Source organism: Actinacidiphila sp. bgisy167 (assembly GCF_057707665.1).
Genome location: NZ_JBYIQP010000005.1, coordinates 40,457 through 57,190, shown reverse-complemented (window position 1 = coordinate 57,190; position 16,734 = coordinate 40,457). Strand labels below are relative to the sequence as shown.

The window sequence follows — 16,734 nt, the reverse complement described above, 5'->3', positions numbered from 1 at the left end:
CCCTCCCTCCCGGCGCTTCGAATGGTTGGTGAGGGGTGTGCGCTGGGGGGCCGGGGTCCCTGCGAACCTGCGCGGCCCGGGCCGACCGCGCCGGGCACCGGGTGGGGGCTGCAAAAAACCACCCCCGACACGTGCGGCGCCGCACAACCCGCCGCCGACCCCTCGCATCCCTACCCGCGCGTACCGTAACGTGCCCCCACACCCAAGGGGCAGCGGAAAGGCACGCCATGGCGCTGGACGCGGACGTCATCGTTGTCGGAGCGGGGCTGGCAGGTCTCGTCGCGACGGCCGAACTGGCCGACGCCGGCCGGAAGGTGCTGCTGCTCGACCAGGAGCCGGAGAGCAACCTCGGCGGCCAGGCGTTCTGGTCCTTCGGGGGGCTGTTCCTCGTCGACTCGCCCGAGCAGCGCCGGATGCGCATCAGGGACAGTCGCGAACTCGCCTTGCAGGACTGGATGGGGACCGCCGGGTTCGACCGCGCCGAGGACCGCTGGCCGCGCGCGTGGGCCGAGGCGTACGTGGACTTCGCCGCGGGCGAGAAGCGGGCCTGGCTGCATGCGCAGGGGATACGTTTCTTCCCGGTGGTGGGGTGGGCGGAGCGCGGGGGCAGTCTCGCCACCGGGCACGGCAACTCCGTGCCGCGCTTCCACATCACCTGGGGTACGGGCCCGGGCGTGGTCGCGCCGTTCGAGCGCCGGGTGCGGGAGGCCGCCGCCAGGGGCCTGGTGGAGCTGCGCTTCCGGCACCGTGTGACGGCGCTGACCTCGACGGGCGGCGCGGTGGACGGCGTGGCCGGCGAGGTCCTGGTGGACAGCGACGCCGAACGCGGCCAGGCGAGTTCGCGGGAGGTCCGCGCCGAGTTCCAGCTGAGGGCGCAGGCGGTGGTCGTCACCTCGGGCGGCATCGGCGGCAACCACGACCTGGTGCGCAAGGCCTGGCCGCAGCGGCTGGGAACGCCGCCGCGCACCCTGCTGTCGGGGGTGCCCGCGCATGTGGACGGCCTGATGCTGGGGGTCGCCGAGGCGGCTGGGGCGCACCTGATCAACGGTGACCGGATGTGGCACTACACCGAGGGCGTCGAGAACTGGGACCCGGTGTGGGCCGGACACGGCATCCGCATCCTGCCGGGCCCGTCGTCCCTGTGGCTGGACGCGACGGGCGAGCGGCTGCCGGTGCCGCTCTTCCCGGGCTTCGACACGCTGGGGACGCTGGAGCACATCATGCGCTCCGGCCACGAGTACACGTGGTTCGTCCTCACCCAGAAGATCATCGAGAAGGAGTTCGCGCTCTCGGGCTCCGAGCAGAACCCCGACCTGACCGGGAAGAGCGTGCGCGACGTGCTCAAGCGCGCGCTGCCGGGGGCCCCCGGCCCGGTCGAGGCGTTCAAGCGGCACGGCGCGGACTTCGTGGTGGCGGACGATCTGCCGGCCCTGGTGCGCGGCATGAACGCGCTCACCGGGGACGACCTGATCGACGGGACCGCGCTGCGCCGCGAGATCGAGGCGCGCGACCGCGAGATCACCAACACCTTCACCAAGGACCTGCAGGTGACCGCGATCCGCGGGGCCCGCAACTACATCGGCGACAAGCTGATCCGCACCGCCGCTCCGCACCGGTTGCTGGACCCGAAGGCGGGCCCGCTGATCGCCGTGCGGCTGAACATCCTGACCCGCAAGTCGCTCGGCGGGTTGGAGACCGACCTGGACGCACGGGTGCTGCGGGCCGACGGCGAACCGCTGCCGGGGCTGTACGCGGCGGGCGAGGCCGCCGGCTTCGGCGGCGGCGGGATGCACGGCTACCGCTCGCTGGAGGGAACCTTCCTCGGCGGCTGCGTCTTCTCCGGCCGTACGGCGGGCCGCGCCGCGGCGCGCGCCACCGCCTGACCGCTCCCCAGTTACCGGCGCTCCCCGCGTCCCGCCGCGCGACCCCGGTCCTGACCGGTCCCCGGCGCGAGGCACCATGGGGGGAGCAACGACGGAGGCGCATGGTGGGAGCACGGGCTGTGGTGGACGTCCAGGGAGCGGTGGCGGAAGGCTTCGAGCCGGTCAGGGACGCCTTCGTCCGGAACTTCGAGGAGCGGGGAGAGCGCGGCGCCGCCGTGGCCGTGTACCGGGACGGCCGCAAGGTCGTGGACCTGTGGGCGGGCTCCGCCGACGGGGACGCGGGCGAGGACGGCGCGCCCTGGGCCGAGGACACGGCTCAGGTGGTGCGCTCGGCGACGAAGGGTGTGGCGGCGGCCTGCCTGCTCCTGCTGCACCAGCGGGGCCAGCTCGACCTGGACGCGCCGATCGGCACGTACTGGCCCGATTTCAAGGCCGCCGGCAAGGAACGCGTCACGGTCCGCGACGCCCTGGCGCACCGCGCCGGTGTGCCGGCGCTGGACACCCCGCTCGCCCCGGCACAGGCGCTGGACGGCGGGAGCGGACCGGTCGCGCTCGCCGCGCAGGCCCCTTTCTGGACGCCGGGGGCGGATCACGGCTACCACGCGCAGACGTACAGCTGGCTGATCGGCGAGCTGGTGCGGCGCGCGAGCGGCGGCCGCACCATAGGCCGCTATGTGGCCGAGGAGATCGCCCGCCCGCTCGGCCTCGACCTGTGGATCGGGCTGCCTGCGGGTGAGGGGCACCGCGTCGGGCGGATCGCCGCGGCCGAGGCCCCGCCGGCGCCGGCCGCGGCCGGACTGCGGGCGCGCCCCAAGCGCAACGTGACCGAGGCGTACGCGGACCCGTCGTCGCTGACCCGGCGGGCGTTCGGGGCGATCGACCCGCTACCGGACGAGAACGACCCCGGGTACCACGCGGCGCAGCTGGCGGCCTCCGGCGGCATCGCCACGGCGCGCTCGCTGGCCCGCTTCTACGCCGCCCTGATCGGGGAGGTCGAGGGCCCCGGCAACCGGCTCTTCGCCCCGGCGACGCTCACCTCGGCGCGCACCCCGGAGTCGGAGGGCCCGGACCGCGTGCTCGTGGTCAACACCCGGTTCGGCCTCGGCTTCATGCTGCACGGCCCCGCCGCCCCGCTGCTGACCCCTGGTTCCTTCGGCCACCCCGGCCGCGGCGGCTCCCTCGGCTTCGCCGACCCCGGCGAAGCCGTCGCCTTCGGCTACGTCACCAACGGCATGCAGCAGAACGTCACCGCCGACCCCCGCGCCCAGGCCCTCGTCCGAGCCGTCCGCGACAGCCTCCGCTGACGGCTGCCCGAAAAGTTGCCCGGGCTCGGGGAGCCGCGAACGATGGATGGGTGAGCGACGCCGCATACCTCCGGTTTCCGCATGTTCACGGCGAGCGGCTCTGCTTCGTCGCCGAGGACGACATCTGGGTCGCGCCCCTGGACGAAGGGCGCGCGTGGCGGGTGACGGCCGACCGGATCCGGGTCGGGCACCCCCGCTTCTCGCCGGACGGCTCGGTGATCGCCTTCAACAGCTGGCGCTCCCTCGACCCCGAGGTGTACGTCACGCCGGTCGAGGGCGGCCCGGCCCGCCGCCTGACGTACTGGGGAAGCCCGGACGCCCGCGTGCGCTCCTGGACGCCGGACGGCCGGATCCTCGCGGTGTCGTCCCACGGCGAGCCGTTCTCGCACTACACCTGGGCCTACTCCGTTCCCGTCGAGGGCGGCCCGGGCAGCCGTCTGCCCTGGGGCCCGGTGTCGGACATCGCCATGGACGACGGCGAGGACGGCGAGCACCGCACACTGCTGCTGACGGCGACCGCGCCGCACGAGCCCGCCTCGTGGAAGCGGTACCGGGGCGGGGCCACCGGGCGGCTGTGGCTTCAGTGCCGGCGGCTGGTGCCGGACGTCGGCGGCCACCTGGAGTCGCCGATGTTCGTCGCGGGCCGCATCGCCTTCCTCTCCGACCACGAGGGCGTCGGCAACCTGTACTCCTGCCTGCCGGACGGCACGAACCTGCGGCGGCACACCGACCACGCCGACTTCTACGCCCGCAGCGCCGCCACCGACGGCACGCGCGTGGTCTACCAGTGCGGGGGCGAGGTCTGGCTGGTCGACGACCTCGGCCCGCAGTCGGTACCGCGCCGCCTCTCGATCGACCTCGGCGGCCCACGCGCCGGCCGCCGCCCCTACCAGGTGCCGGCAGGCGCGTACCTGGACGGGCTGGCCGTGGACCGCACCGGCCGCGCCAGCGCGGTGTGCGTACGCGGCAGCCTGTACTGGCTCACCCACCGCGACGGGCCCGCGCGCACCATCTCCGACGTACCGGGGTCGCGGGTGCGGCTGCCGGTCATGCTGGGCGACACCGGGCGGATCGCCTTCGTCACCGACGCCGACGGCGAGGACGCCATCGAGATCGCCGTGCTGCCGGGCCGCCCCGCCGCACTGGCCGCCGCCGACATCGCCGACGCCGACGACGCGGTCGGGCAGGCGCTGCGGGCCGGGGAGGAGTCCTCCGCGGGAGCGGAGGGTGAGGCCCAGGACATCGCGCAGGCCGAGGGGCAGACCGAGCCACGGCCCCCGTGCAGCAGCGGCGGGACCCGGCTGGGGTGCGGGATGCTGGGCCGCGTCCACGAACTGGTGCCCTCGCCCGACGGCCAGATCCTCGCCGTGGCCTCCCACGACGGGCGGCTGCTCATGGTCGACGCGGAGTCGGGTGTGGTCGCCGAGCTGATCCGCTCCTCCAACGGGCCGGTCCGCGACCTGTCCTTCTCGCCGGACTCCGACTGGATCGCCTGGTCCCACCCCGTCATCGGCCGTTCGCTGCGCAAGATCCGGATCGCCCGGCTCAGCCCGGACCCGGAGACCGGCAAGCACACCCTGATCGACGTCACCAACGGCCGCTTCGAGGACGAGCAGCCGGTCTTCACCCGCGACGGCCGCTATCTGGCCTTCCTGTCCTGGCGCGGCTTCGACCCGGTGTACGACGTGCACACCGGCGACCTGTCCTTCCCACTGGGCTGCCGCCCGCATCTCGTGCCGCTGCACTCGGCGACGCCCTCGCCCTTCGCGCTGCCCGTGGAGGGCCGGCCGCCCGGGGGCGGGCTGGATCCGGCCGGTTTCACCGAGGGGCCGCTCGCGGTGGAGGCGGCCGGGCTGCCGATGCGGGTGACGCCCTTCCCGGTGCCGGCCTCCAAGTACAGCTCGCTGGAGGCGGTGCGGGGCGGCCTGACCTGGCTGCGCTGGCCGATCTCCGGCGCGCTCGGCGAGACCTTCGCCAACCCCACCGACCCCTCGGCCCGTCCCACGCTGGAGTACTTCGGCCTGGCCAAGTCCAAGCGGGTCGAGCTGGTGCGGCACATGGACTGGTACCGGGTCAGCGGCGACGGCACGCACCTGGTGGTCTTCGACGAGGGCGACCTGACGGTGGTCCCGGCGTACGAGCCGGGCGACCTGGACTCCACCGTCTACATCGACATGCGGCGGGTCCTGCACGAGGCGAACCCGCCCACCGAGTGGCGGCAGGCGTTCGACGAGGCCGGGCGCATCATCCGCGACTACTTCTGGGCTCCGGACATGTGCGGCATCGACTGGCCGGCGATCCTCGACCAGTACCGTCCGCTGGTCGAACGGGTCGCCACGCCGGACGAGTTCGCCGACCTGCAGCGCGAGGTCCTCGGCGAACTGGGCACCTCGCATGCGTACGTCGCGCCGGCCCGCCGCAGCGAGGGGCCGCCGCACTACCAGCGGCCGATCGGGCTGCTCGGCGCGAACTTCGTCCGCACCCCGGACGGCCGGTGGGTGGTCAGGCGCATCCTTCCCGGCGAGTCCTCGGACCCCAAGGCGCGTTCGCCACTGGCAGGCACCGGCATCTCGGAGGGCGCCGAGCTGACCCACGTCGACGGCCGTGCCATCGACCCGGACGCCGGGCCCGGCCCGCTGCTGTCGGCCGCGGGCGGCACCACGGTGGAGCTGACCTTCGCCCCGCCCGACGGCGGGCCCGCGCGGCGGGTCGCGGTGGTCCCGCTGGTGGACGAGCGCCCGTTGCGCTACCAGGACTGGGTGGCCAAACGGCGGGCTGTCGTGAGGGCGTTGAGCGAGGGGAAGTGCGGCTATCTGCACATCCCCGACCTGGGGGGTTCGGGCTGGGCGCAGTTCAACCGCGACCTGCGCATCGAGGTCGTCCGTCCGGCCCTCATCGTCGACGTGCGCGGCAACGCGGGCGGGAACATCAGCGACCTGGTGGTGGAGAGCCTGACCCGCAAGATCCTCGGCTGGGACCACACACGCCACGCGCAGCCCGTGAGTTACGCCGGCAACGCCCCGCGCGGCCCGATCGTGGCGCTGGCGGACGAGGCGACGGCCTCCGACGGCGACATGATCACCGCCACGTTCCGGCTGCTGGGCATCGGCCCGGTGGTGGGCCACCGCACCTGGGGCGGTGTGGTCGGCATGACCGGCCGGCACCGGTTGGGCGACGGAACGGTGATCACGGTGCCGATGAACGCCGCCTGGTTCGAGGCCTACGGCTGGGGGGTGGAGAACTACGGCGTGGAGCCGGACATCCCGGTCATCCGCACCCCGTTGGAATGGGCGGAGGGCCGCCGCACCGACCTCGAGGTCGCCGTGCAGACGGCGCTGGACCTGCTGGAGAAGCACCCGGCCTCCACACCGCCCGACCTGTCCGACCGCCCCGTCCGGCGTCGGCCCCCGCTCCCACCGCGCCCGTGAGCTTCCACGAGGCCCACGGGAAGGGGCGCGCCCGCAAGCGCGCGCCCCTCCTCGTTCACGCCTGAACCACGCGGGTCAGGACCGGCCGTGCCGCTCGTCGGTCTCCGGCGACCGCTGGCGGTCGCCGCCCTTCGGCATCGACTGCGGGGCCTGCTTGGCCGGCTGGCCGTGGCCGGGCTCGCGGCCGGGCTCGCGGCCGGGCTCGCGCTGCGGCTGCTTGCCCTGCTGACGCATCGGCTCACCTGCCATGCCCTGGGCGCGCTCGCGGGTCTGGCCGATGCGCTCCTGGGCCTGGGGCTGAGCCTGCGGGCGGTGCTGCTGCCCGGCCTTGCTTCGCGTGGGGTCGTTCTTGCCCATGATCACTCCTTCGTGATGTATGGAATGGGCCTCGACCAGGCTGACACGGCTGAACACACTACGCATTTCGGACGAACGCGTACCGTGAACGGCCCTGGTCAGACAGGCCTTTCCGACCGGGCGCGTTCGTCGGCGGCACCCCCGCGGCCCACGAGACCGCGCCGGACCCCGCCCGCGGCGGCGAGCCGCGGCTGCAGGCGGCGCATCTCCCGCCGCCCCAGCGCGCCGCCGATCAGAGCGGGAAGACATCCGCGCAGGGGCTGCGTTCCGCGCAGCCATCGCTGGGCGTAGACATGCGGCGAGCGGCGCGCTATCCCGTCCGCGAGGCGCCTGACGGCCGGTTCCGGCGGATAGGTGCGGCCCGCCGGCCAGGGCAGCCGGGAACGCGCCTCGCGCAGCACCTCGTCCTCGTCGGCGCCCCGCACCATGTCGGTGTCGGTCCAGCTCAGGTAGCCCACACCGACCTTGACGCCCTTGATGCCGACCTCCGCGCGCAGGCAGTGCGCGAAGGCCTCGACGCCCGCCTTGCTCGCGCAGTACGCGGTCATCAGCGGCGCCGGTGCGATCGCGGCCAGCGAGGCGATCTGCAGCAGGTAGCCGCGCGAGGCGACGAGCGCCGGGAGGAAGGCACGCGCGGTGACCACACTGCCCAGCAGGTTCACCTCCACGACCCGGGCGAAGCGGCGGGTTCCACGTCGAGGAACGGACCGCCGGTCGCCACACCGGCGTTGGCGACGACGACGTCGACGCGGCCGTAGCGCTCCACGACCTCCCCTGCCGCCCGGTGCACCGCCTCACCGTCGGTGACGTCCACCGTCCAGCACCCGGTGTCCGGGCCGATCTGCCGGGCGACGCCCCCCAGTTCGTCCGCTTCCAGCCCCAGCAGCGCCAACCGGGAGCCCCGTGCGGCGAGTTCCTTGGCGAGCAGCGCCCCCAGGCCCCGGGCGGCCCCGGTCACCACCGCGACCTGCCCGTGCAGCGACCGGCTCATACCGGCTCCCCCTCACCCTGGGCCTCCCGCGCGACCTCCGTGCCGGGCCGCAGATGCTCCTCGACGAGGGTGCGTATGACGCCCGCCACCGCCACCGGGTCCTCCAGCGGCGTCATGTGTCCCAGGCCCGGCAGTTCGGTGAGGCCGGCGCACCGCGGGAGCCGGGCGGCCAGGCCCCGGGCGTGCACCGGCGGGGTGAGCTTGTCGGCGGCGCCCACCAGCACGGCGGTGGGCGCACGCAGCGCGGCGACGCCCGCGTCCAGGTCGAGCCCGGCCAGCACCCGGCCCCAGGCGGCGCGTTGGCGCCGACCGCAGGCATGCACGATGCGGGCGGTGGCGGCCACCAGCTCCTTGCCCGACGCCGCGCCCAGGACCCCGTACTTGAGCGCCGCCCGGGTCACCGCGGACTGCGGGCCGAGCGGCGCCGAACTGACCAGCAGGAAGCGGTGGAAGGCGTCCCGCACCCGCCTGCTGCGCACTCTCGGCGGCAGCACCATCGCCTCGGTGAGCAGCCGTCCGCTGCCGGTGCTGGCCAGCAGCACCGCGGCCGTCCGGGTCCGCACGACGGCCCGGCCGCCGGCCGCCATCGCCGTCATCCCGCCCATGGAGTGCCCGACCAGCACCACTTTCTCGTCGCCCCGGACGACGGCCTCCAGGACCGCGCAGAGGTCGTCGGCGAGCGCGCCGGTGCCGTATCCGCCGGGCCCCGGAGTCCCGCTGCCTCCGTGGCCGCGCTGGTCGTAGGCCACGACCCGGTACTCCCCGGCGAGTTCGCGGACGAGCGGGGCCCAGAAGAGGGTGCTGCAGGTCCAGCCGTGGATCAGCACCACGGCCGGCGCGGCCCCGGCCTCGGGGCCGTACTCCTCGACGTGGATCCACGTACCGTCCGCGGACCGCACACGGCGGGTGCGCCGGGCGGCCGGGAGGTCGAAGACGGACGCGGTCACGAGGCCGCCCCCGCGCGCTGCGGACGGTCCGCGGCGACGGGTACGAGCTCGTACTCCCGCAGGTCCAGCCGGCGCGTGGCACGCCGGAACTCCGCGGTCGTGCCGGGCCAGATGGTGGTGTTGCGGCCCTGGTCGTCCAGGTACCAGCTCACACAGCCCCCGGTGTTCCACACCGTGCGCGCCATCCGGCGCTGCAGCAGTTCGTTCCAGGACCGCACGGCCTGCGGACGGGCGTCGAGCGCGGCGGCCCCGGTGGCCTCCAGGGCGCGCAGATACGCGACGAGGTAGTTCAGCGAGGACTCGATCATCAAAACCATCGAGCTGTTCCCGAGGCCGGTGTTGGGCCCGATGACGAACAGCAGGTTGGGGAAGCCGTCGACGGTGCAGCCGCGCAGCGCTGCCATGCCGCCCTTCCAGTGCTCGGCCAGCGAACGGCCGTCGGCGCCGAACACCCGCTGCGCCACGGGCATGTCGGTGACGTGGAAGCCGGTGCCGAAGACGATGGCGTCGGCCTCCCTCTCGGTGCCGTCGGCCATGACGAGGGTCGAGCCGCGCACCTCCTTCAAGGCGGAGGCGACGACCTCGGTGTTGGGCCGTGTGAGCGCCGGATAGTAGTCGTTGGACAGCAGGATGCGCTTGCAGCCGATCCGGTAGTCCGGGGTCAGCCTGGCCCGCAACGCCGGGTCCTCGACGGACCGGCGCAGATGCGAGGCGGCGAGGGCCTGCGCGCCGCGCAGCAGCGCCGGATGCCTGGTGAACGCCCCGACCTGGAACTCGCGGACCAGCCAGAGCAGTCCGCGCCGCGCCCTGGCGGTGGCCGGCACCGTGTCGTGCAACCACTGCTCGGCCCGGCTGATCCCGCGGTCCGCGCGCGGCATCACCCATGGGGGCGTCCGCTGCACCACGGTCAGGCGCGCCACCTGGGGCTGGATGGCGGGGACGATCTGGATCGCGGAGGCGCCGGTGCCGACCACGGCGACCCGCTTGCCTCCGAGGTCGGCGTCATGGTCCCACCGGGAGGAGTGGAAGACCCGTCCGGGGAAGGTGTCGAGGCCCGGGACATCCGGCAGCCTGGGGTCGGACAGCGGCCCGGTGGCGCAGACCACGAGATCGGCGGTGAGGTCGCCGCGCGAGGTGGTGATGCGCCAGTGCCGCGCGCCGGCGTCCCATCGGGCCGCTTCGACCTCCGTGCCGAGGCGCAGGTGCGGGCGGAGGCCGAAGGTGTCCGCTACCTGTTCCAGGTAGGCGCGGATGTGCGGCTGGCCGGAGAAGGTGCGCGGCCACCGCGGGTTGGGCGCGAAGGAGAACGAGTAGAGGTGGGAGGGCACGTCGCAGGCGCAACCCGGGTAGCTGTTGTCCCGCCACGTCCCGCCGACGGAGCCCGCGCGCTCCAGGACGACGAAGTCGGTGATCCCCTCGCGGCGCAGCCGCACGGCGGCGCCCAGCCCGCCGAACCCCGATCCGACCACCGCCACCCGCACGTGTTCGCCCTGTCCGGCCATACCGCCGCCTCTCGGTGCCGCGCCCGTGCCGCATCGCGCCAGTGCCCACCGGCGCGTTTCGGAGCGTAGACCGTGGGGCGTTACCTGGGGTAGAGGGCGGTCGCGCGCGGCGCCGTCCCCACCGCACAGGCTGACCGGCGTGGCGACGCACCCGCCCGAGCACCGGATGGCAGAGCTCGTGGAGGCGGCCGGCGTCCCGGTCCGTGCCGTGCGCGGGTCCGCCCCGCGACCGTCCCCAGGGCGGTGCCGCGCATCCGTACCGTGGTCGTATGACGCTGGATCTCGACGCCTACCTCGCCCGCATCGGATGGACCGGGGAGCGCCGCCCGACGGCGGACGTGCTGCGGTCCGTGCACCGCGCCCACCTGCTGGGCATCCCGTTCGAGAACCTCGACCCCGTCCTGGGCTGCGCGCCCTCCCTCGCGCTGCCCGACCTGGAGGCCAAGCTCGTCCGCGGGGCGCGCGGCGGCTACTGCTACGAGCACAACACCTTGTTCGCCGCAGCACTCAGCGCCCTCGGGTTCCGGGTCACGCTGCTCACCGCGCGCGTCCTGGTCGGCGCCAGGCCCGGCGAGGTCCGTCCCCGCACCCACATGCTCATGCTCGCCGAGGCGCCCGGAGATCCGGTGCCGTGGGTGTGCGACGTCGGCTTCGGCAGCATCGGCGGCCTGCTGGAGCCGTTGCCCCTGGCGGCGGACGTAGAACTGCACGACGCGCCGCGCCGTCACCGGCTCGTCCGCGCCCCGCACGACGGCCCGCTGCCCCTGTGGCGTCTCCAGGCGCACCTGCCCGGCGCCGCGGCCGACGGCGCGAGCGGGGGCGGATGGGAGGACCAGTACGCCTTCACCGTCGAGCCCTTCCTGGCCCCCGACTACGAGGTCGTCAACTGGCACGTGGCGACCAACCCGCGCTCCCCCTTCTCCCGTGGCGTCTACGCGCAGCGCACCACCGGCGACGCCCACCTCTCCCTCACCGGACTCCGTGTGACCGAGACGGCCGCCGACGGCACGCGCAGGGAACGCGAGCTGGCGGACGCGGACGAGGTGCTGCGGGTCCTGGCGGACGACTTCGGTGTCCGGCTCCCCGAGGGGACGCGGCTGCCGCGCTGAGCGGCGCTGCGGGGCCGTACGAGGTCCCTCACCGGACTCCGTGTGACCGAGACGGCCGCCGACGGCACGCGCAGGGAACGCGAGCTGGCGGACGCGGACGAGGTGCTGCGGGTCCTGGCGGACGACTTCGGTGTCCGGCTCCCCGAGGGGACGCGGCTGCCGCGCTGAGCGGTGCTGCGGGGCCGTACGAGGCGCTTGGCCACGAGGCGCTACGAGACGTGCTGCGCTTCCGCGAGGGTGTGCGCCACCAGCGCGTTGGCGTGACCGTGCCCGAGGCCGTGCTCGGCCTTCAGCCAGCCGACGAGCTCCATGTGCCGGGTCAGCGGACTGGAGCGGATGAGCTCCTTCCACTCCGCGACCGGGCGGCCGTACTTCTTCTCGTAGCCGGAAAGTAGCTCGCGGGGCCCTTCGCGTTCTGAGTCATGCCTGGTTGACCGCGTGAGCGGTGGGTACTCGTCGGCGACCCTGGCGTGACCTGCGTCACGCCTTGTGGTTGCGGTGGCGAATGTGCCGGGTTATCACGGAATCAGGCGGAAAACCTAAGGGGGCCACCACCATGGCCGCTGATATTTCCCCTCTCATCAAGGGTTCTCGACTCAAGAGCCGCGGCGGGCTCCTCGGTGAATGCCTCGCCGAGTTCCTGGGGACCTTCGTCCTCATCGCCTTCGGCTGCGGTGTCGTCGCGACCGCCGTCGCCGCCCTTCCCGGCTCCGGACGCGCGGAGACCCCGACGACCATCTTCCTGGCCGCCGGCGACTGGCTGCTGATCACCTGGGGCTGGGGCTTCGCGGTGATGCTGGGCATCTACGTGGCCGGGGGCGTCAGCGGAGCGCACATCAACCCGGCGATCACCCTGGCCTTCGCGCTGCGCCGCAAGTTCGCCTGGAGCAAGGTGCTGCCGTACTGGTTCGCACAGCTGACGGGCGCGTTCGCCGGTGCAGCCCTGGTCTACCTCGTCTACCACGACGCGATCACGGCGTTCGACGCGGCCAGCAAGGGGCCCAAGACCAACGGGCACACCGTCGCCTCGTTCTCGATCTTCGCCACGTTCCCGGCGCCCTACTTCCACGGAGGGATCTGGGGACCGCTGATCGACCAGATCGTCGGAACGGCCTTCCTGGGGATGCTGGTCGTCGCCGTGATCGACCTGCGCAACACCGCGGTGAAGGCGAATCTCGCGCCGCTGGTGATCGGCTTCGTCGTGGCCGCCATCGGCATGTCCTACGGGGCGAACGCCGGCTACGCGATCAACCCGGCCCGCGACTTCGGCCCGCGCCTGTTCACCTGGGTCGCCGGCTGGGGAGAACTGGCGCTGCCCGGCACCTCACCGGGCGCCTTCAGCAACTTCTTCTGGATACCGATCGTGGGGCCGCTCATCGGGGCCGCGATCGGCGTGCTCGTGTACGACCTGTTCATCGGCGACGTGCTGCACGCCCGGGCGCGAAAGGGCGAGACGGCAGAGCCCGGACGGGCGCGGCCCGAGAACCCGGACGACGAGGTCTAGTCCGTCTCACTGTGGCGCAGCCGCACAAAGGCGCGGCCGTCGCAAGCCCGTCAGACGGGCGCAGACGTCACAGAGGAGCGGCCGGACTTCATGACGCAGAGGAACTCCCGGGGAGTGATCGTTCCCCGGGCGTTCATCGTGCTCTCATGTACGGGCTCCATACCCGCTCCACCTGCGCCTTAACGTCACGAGGTCCCAATTCGCCCGTGATGTAGACGAGGTGTACATGTCCCTCCGGCACGCTCTCGCAGCCCTGGCCGTCGTACCCGCACTCGTGGTGCCCACCGCCGCCCAGGCGGCCACCGCCCAGGACCACGACCCCGGTCTCGGCCACTCCCGGCAGGTCGACTTCGACCTGCAGGCCCACCGCGGCGGCATCGGCATGACCACCGAGGAGTCCCTGGAGGGCTTCGGCAAGGCCCTCCGCCTCGGGGTGAGCACCTTGGAGATGGACACCCAGATCACCAAGGACGAGAAGGTCGTCGTCAACCACGACCGCCAGATCAGTGCCCAGAAGTGCAAGGACACCGGCCCCGTGACGCCGGGCGACCCGATGTACCCGTACGTCGGCAAGTACATCAAGGACCTGACCCTGGCCCAGATCAAGACGATGGACTGCGGCTACCAGCAGCTGCCCGGCTTCCCTGAGCAGGAGCAGATCAAGGGCCACCGCATGGTGGAGCTCAAGGACGTCCTGGGTCTGGTCAAGAGCTACAAGGCCAACAAGGTCAAGCTCAACATCGAGACCAAGGTGGAGGCCGGGGCGCCCGAGCAGACGGCGCCGCGCGAGCTCTTCGTGCGCCGTGTCTTCGAGGAGATCCACCGCTCGGGCATCGAGAAGCAGGTCACCATCGAGTCCTTCGACTGGGGCGCCCTGAAGGAGATGCACAAGCTCGCGCCGAAGTACCCCCTGGTGGCGCTGACCAACTACGACTTCCTCCAGGTCGGCAAGCCCGGCGCCTCCCCGTGGCTCGGCGGCATCGACGCCGACGACTACGACGGCGACTTCGTCAAGGCCGCCTCCGCCATCCCCGGCGTCACGGCGCTCTCCCCCGTCTACGGCATGCCGCAGAACGGCACCGTCGCGGACCCGAACTTCACGTTCTACGTGAGCGAGAAGATGGTGGCCGACGCCCACGAGCGCGGCCTGAAGGTCATCCCGTGGACCTGCGACGACAACCCCACCATCGAGGCGCTGATGGACATGGGCATCGACGGCATCATCACCGACTACCCCAACCACGTCCGGCAGATCATGGCCGACCGCGGCATGCGCCTGCCCAAGGCCTACCCCGCCCCGCGCCACTGACCTCCGGCGAACCCCGCGCGGACGCCCCCGGGACCTGCCGGTCCCGGGGGCGTCCGCGTCCGCGGGCGTTCAGGTGGCGGAGGGGGCCGGTTCCCCGGCGGGACCGGTCAGGTGCTCCTCAGGATGGACGCACTTGTACAGGCACTGGGTGCGGGACATCGCGAAGACGCCGTAGCTCAGCACCGTGAACCCGATCAGAGCGGGCAGCAGCCACATGCCGGCACGCGGCTGCTCACCGTAGAGCGTGACCCCGAGGCAGAAACCGACGACCGCGTCGCCGAGCGTCAGGGCGGGCTGGGAGGCGATCAGCGGTCCGCCCTGCATCGCCGTCCCCAGCAGGAGCAGGGAGAAGGCGCCGGCCGCGGCGAACGCGTAGGTCTGCCAGGACAGCAACCAGACCGCGACCCCCTGGTGCTCCAGGATGTCCATGGACGACTTGATCAGCGCGGCCGTGAGGGCGTTGCCGACCGCGGCGCCGGCGCCCAGGCACGCGGCGCGCATCAGACCGTTCGGCCGCCGCAGCCCGGCGAGCACCAGCACCGCGCCGAGCCCGCCGACGATGAGCAGTGTCGGCACCCACCAGATGCCGGGAACCTGCTCACGCCCTCCGCTGGGAGCCATGGAGAAGAGGAACAGCGCGAGGCCGCCGGCGATGCACACCACGCATACCCACGCCTTGCGGGACAGCTCGACGTGGAAGACCATGCCTCCGATCACCAGCGCCAGCGGCAGTTCCAGGATGAAGACCGGCTGGACCGCCGCGAGCGAACCGGTGCCCAGGGCCAGCGCCTGGAAGATCGCGGCGAGGATGACGCCGAGGATGCCGGCGAGCCAGACGGGGGTGCGCAGCAGGTCCTTCATCAGACCGAGGCGCAGGGACTTCGCCGCGGGGACGGCGAGCACCGCGCGACGCTGCAGGACCGTTCCGAAGGCGTTGCTGCAGGCCGCGAGGACGGCGAAGAGGATGGAGATCATAAGGACGGCACCACTCCCGCGTCCGGTTCATTCGGTTATGCGGGTGAAAGGGAAAGTCTAACGTCGCGGACGTGCGGAGGCCGCCGCGACGGGTCGGGCCCGGGCACCGGGGCCGGGGCGGGATGGCCTCAGCCCTGGTGAGCGGCCCTAGCGGTCGGCCTTGGTGAGCGGCCCTGGCCATCGGGGGCGTGCGCACCGACGGCCGCGGTCACAGCGCGGCCCGGTCGCCGGTGTCCACCGGCTGCGTCGCGTGCGCCGCACGCTGGGCCTGGGAGCGCACTTCGTCGGCGGTCAGCGCGTAGCCCGTCGTGGGATCGGTCGTCGAGCGCGCGAAGACCATTCCGTAGACGCGTCCGGAGGTGTCCAGCAGAGGCCCTCCGGAGTTGCCGGGGCGCACCACGGACCGCACCTGGTAGATGTCGCGGGTGACCGTGCCGTCCCCGTAGATGTCCTGACCGGTGGCACGGATGCGCCCGGCCACCGTCGCCGCGCGCAGGTCCAGGCCGCCGTCCTGCGGGTAGCCCGCCACCACGGCGCCGTCGCCGCGCACCGCGTCGTCGGTGAAGCTCAGCGCGGGTGCCGTCAGCCCGGGGACGTCCAGGACGGCGATGTCCTTGCCCGGGTCGAAGAGCACCACGGTGGCCCGGTAGGCCGGCCCGGTGCCGCCGACCTGGACGGCCGGTTCGTCCACTCCGGCCACCACGTGGGCGTTGGTCATGACGTGCTCGTCGGCGTAGACGAAGCCGGTGCCCTCCTGACCCTGGCGGCGGCCGTCCACGAAGGCGACGCCCTCGATCTTGACCGTGCTGCGCGCGGCGGCGCCCGCCGCGGCAGCGGTGACGTTGTCCCCGGAAGGCTCGGGCACCCCGTTGACGGGTTCGGACTCGAAGGGGTTGAACACCCTGGGGAACCCGGCCTCGGCCAGCGCGCCGGTCGCCTTGCTGAACCAGGTCGGCGCCTGCCGGGGCATGGTGTCCTGGACGGCGCCCAGCACCCCGGACCCGCGGATCGACTGGACCAGCACGCTGGAGGACGACGTCACCAGCACGCTCGCCGCCACCCAGGAGACCAGCAGCACGGCCACGGCGTTCACCACCGCACCGCCCAGTCCGTCGAGCCAGCGCAGCGGGCCCCAGTCCAGACCGGTCCGCACCTTCCAGGCGATCCCGGAGGCGAGCGCGTGCCCGCCGGCAGCCGGCACCAGCACCGTGAGCAGGGCGACCAGGCTCGCCCGCGGGGTGCCGGGCTCGACGAACTGCAGCAGGTACGGCAGCAGCCACACGCCCACCACCGCGCCGCCGAGGAAACCCGCCAGCGAGATGCAGCCCGCGACCAGCCCCCGCCGGAAGCCGGCGACGGCGTAGGCGACGGTCAGCACCAGCAGCAGCAGGTCGAGCAGGTTCACCCGAGGGCCTTTCGACGACA

At 73.2% G+C, this 16,734-nt stretch carries 12 protein-coding genes and 2 pseudogenes; 7 read left to right on the top strand and 7 right to left on the bottom strand.

Annotation, left to right across the window (positions count from 1 at the left end):
- Positions 1–227: 227 nt before the first annotated feature.
- The 3 genes from AC3ET4_RS03205 to AC3ET4_RS03195 all read left to right on the top strand — a co-directional run bounded on the left by AC3ET4_RS03205 (position 228) and on the right by AC3ET4_RS03195 (position 6,615).
- A complete protein-coding gene (locus tag AC3ET4_RS03205; protein WP_431945606.1) occupies positions 228–1,883 on the top strand; it encodes an FAD-binding dehydrogenase in 1,656 nt (551 codons plus the stop codon).
- Between the two features lie 101 nt (positions 1,884–1,984).
- Entirely contained in the window at positions 1,985–3,187 is a 1,203-nt protein-coding gene (locus tag AC3ET4_RS03200) for a serine hydrolase domain-containing protein (protein WP_431945604.1), read from the top strand.
- 50 nt (positions 3,188–3,237) lie between these two features.
- Positions 3,238–6,615, top strand: a complete 3,378-nt coding sequence (locus tag AC3ET4_RS03195) for a S41 family peptidase (RefSeq protein ID WP_431945602.1) — start codon at positions 3,238–3,240, stop codon at positions 6,613–6,615.
- Positions 6,616–6,690: 75 nt separating this feature from the next.
- On the opposite strand, the gene AC3ET4_RS03190 is transcribed toward AC3ET4_RS03195, so the two are convergent.
- The 4 genes and pseudogenes from AC3ET4_RS03190 to AC3ET4_RS03175 all read right to left on the bottom strand — a co-directional run bounded on the left by AC3ET4_RS03190 (position 6,691) and on the right by AC3ET4_RS03175 (position 10,412).
- The gene (locus AC3ET4_RS03190) at positions 6,691–6,972 is read right to left on the bottom strand and encodes a hypothetical protein (RefSeq protein WP_431945600.1); all 282 of its coding nucleotides are present in this window, start codon (positions 6,970–6,972) and stop codon (positions 6,691–6,693) included.
- Positions 6,973–7,070: 98 nt separating this feature from the next.
- Positions 7,071–7,963, bottom strand: a pseudogene (locus tag AC3ET4_RS03185) (SDR family oxidoreductase).
- Positions 7,960–8,910 carry an alpha/beta fold hydrolase gene (locus AC3ET4_RS03180; protein ID WP_431945598.1) on the bottom strand — a complete coding sequence of 317 codons (951 nt, stop codon included), beginning with the start codon at positions 8,908–8,910 and terminating at the stop codon, positions 7,960–7,962. Before AC3ET4_RS03180 ends, AC3ET4_RS03185 begins: the two are co-directional and overlap by 4 nt.
- Positions 8,907–10,412 carry a flavin-containing monooxygenase gene (locus AC3ET4_RS03175; RefSeq protein WP_431945596.1) on the bottom strand — a complete coding sequence of 502 codons (1,506 nt, stop codon included), beginning with the start codon at positions 10,410–10,412 and terminating at the stop codon, positions 8,907–8,909. The genes AC3ET4_RS03180 and AC3ET4_RS03175 overlap by 4 nt, the downstream gene beginning before the upstream one ends.
- A gap of 269 nt (positions 10,413–10,681) precedes the next feature.
- Between AC3ET4_RS03175 and AC3ET4_RS03170 the strand changes: the two genes are divergently transcribed.
- Positions 10,682–11,521, top strand: coding sequence for an arylamine N-acetyltransferase family protein (locus tag AC3ET4_RS03170; RefSeq protein WP_431945594.1), 840 nt, complete (start codon positions 10,682–10,684; stop codon positions 11,519–11,521).
- 42 nt (positions 11,522–11,563) lie between these two features.
- Entirely contained in the window at positions 11,564–11,689 is a 126-nt protein-coding gene (locus AC3ET4_RS03165; protein ID WP_431945592.1) for a hypothetical protein, read from the top strand.
- 41 nt (positions 11,690–11,730) lie between these two features.
- Here AC3ET4_RS03165 and AC3ET4_RS03160 read toward each other — a convergent pair.
- Positions 11,731–11,945, bottom strand: a pseudogene (locus AC3ET4_RS03160) (DUF4287 domain-containing protein).
- A gap of 132 nt (positions 11,946–12,077) precedes the next feature.
- On the opposite strand from AC3ET4_RS03160, the gene AC3ET4_RS03155 reads away from it, so the two are divergent.
- A complete protein-coding gene (locus tag AC3ET4_RS03155) occupies positions 12,078–13,025 on the top strand; it encodes an MIP/aquaporin family protein (RefSeq protein WP_431945590.1) in 948 nt (315 codons plus the stop codon).
- Between the two features lie 226 nt (positions 13,026–13,251).
- The gene (locus AC3ET4_RS03150; RefSeq protein ID WP_431945588.1) at positions 13,252–14,334 is read left to right on the top strand and encodes a glycerophosphodiester phosphodiesterase family protein; all 1,083 of its coding nucleotides are present in this window, start codon (positions 13,252–13,254) and stop codon (positions 14,332–14,334) included.
- Between the two features lie 69 nt (positions 14,335–14,403).
- Here the strand turns inward: AC3ET4_RS03150 and AC3ET4_RS03145 are convergent, their stop codons facing one another.
- Together AC3ET4_RS03145 and AC3ET4_RS03140 are read right to left on the bottom strand one after the other, a co-directional pair.
- Positions 14,404–15,309 carry a DMT family transporter gene (locus AC3ET4_RS03145; protein WP_431945586.1) on the bottom strand — a complete coding sequence of 302 codons (906 nt, stop codon included), beginning with the start codon at positions 15,307–15,309 and terminating at the stop codon, positions 14,404–14,406.
- 208 nt (positions 15,310–15,517) lie between these two features.
- Positions 15,518–16,714 (bottom strand): MarP family serine protease, encoded by a 1,197-nt coding sequence (locus AC3ET4_RS03140; RefSeq protein ID WP_431945584.1) that lies wholly within the window; start codon positions 16,712–16,714, stop codon positions 15,518–15,520.
- Positions 16,715–16,734: the final 20 nt, after the last annotated feature.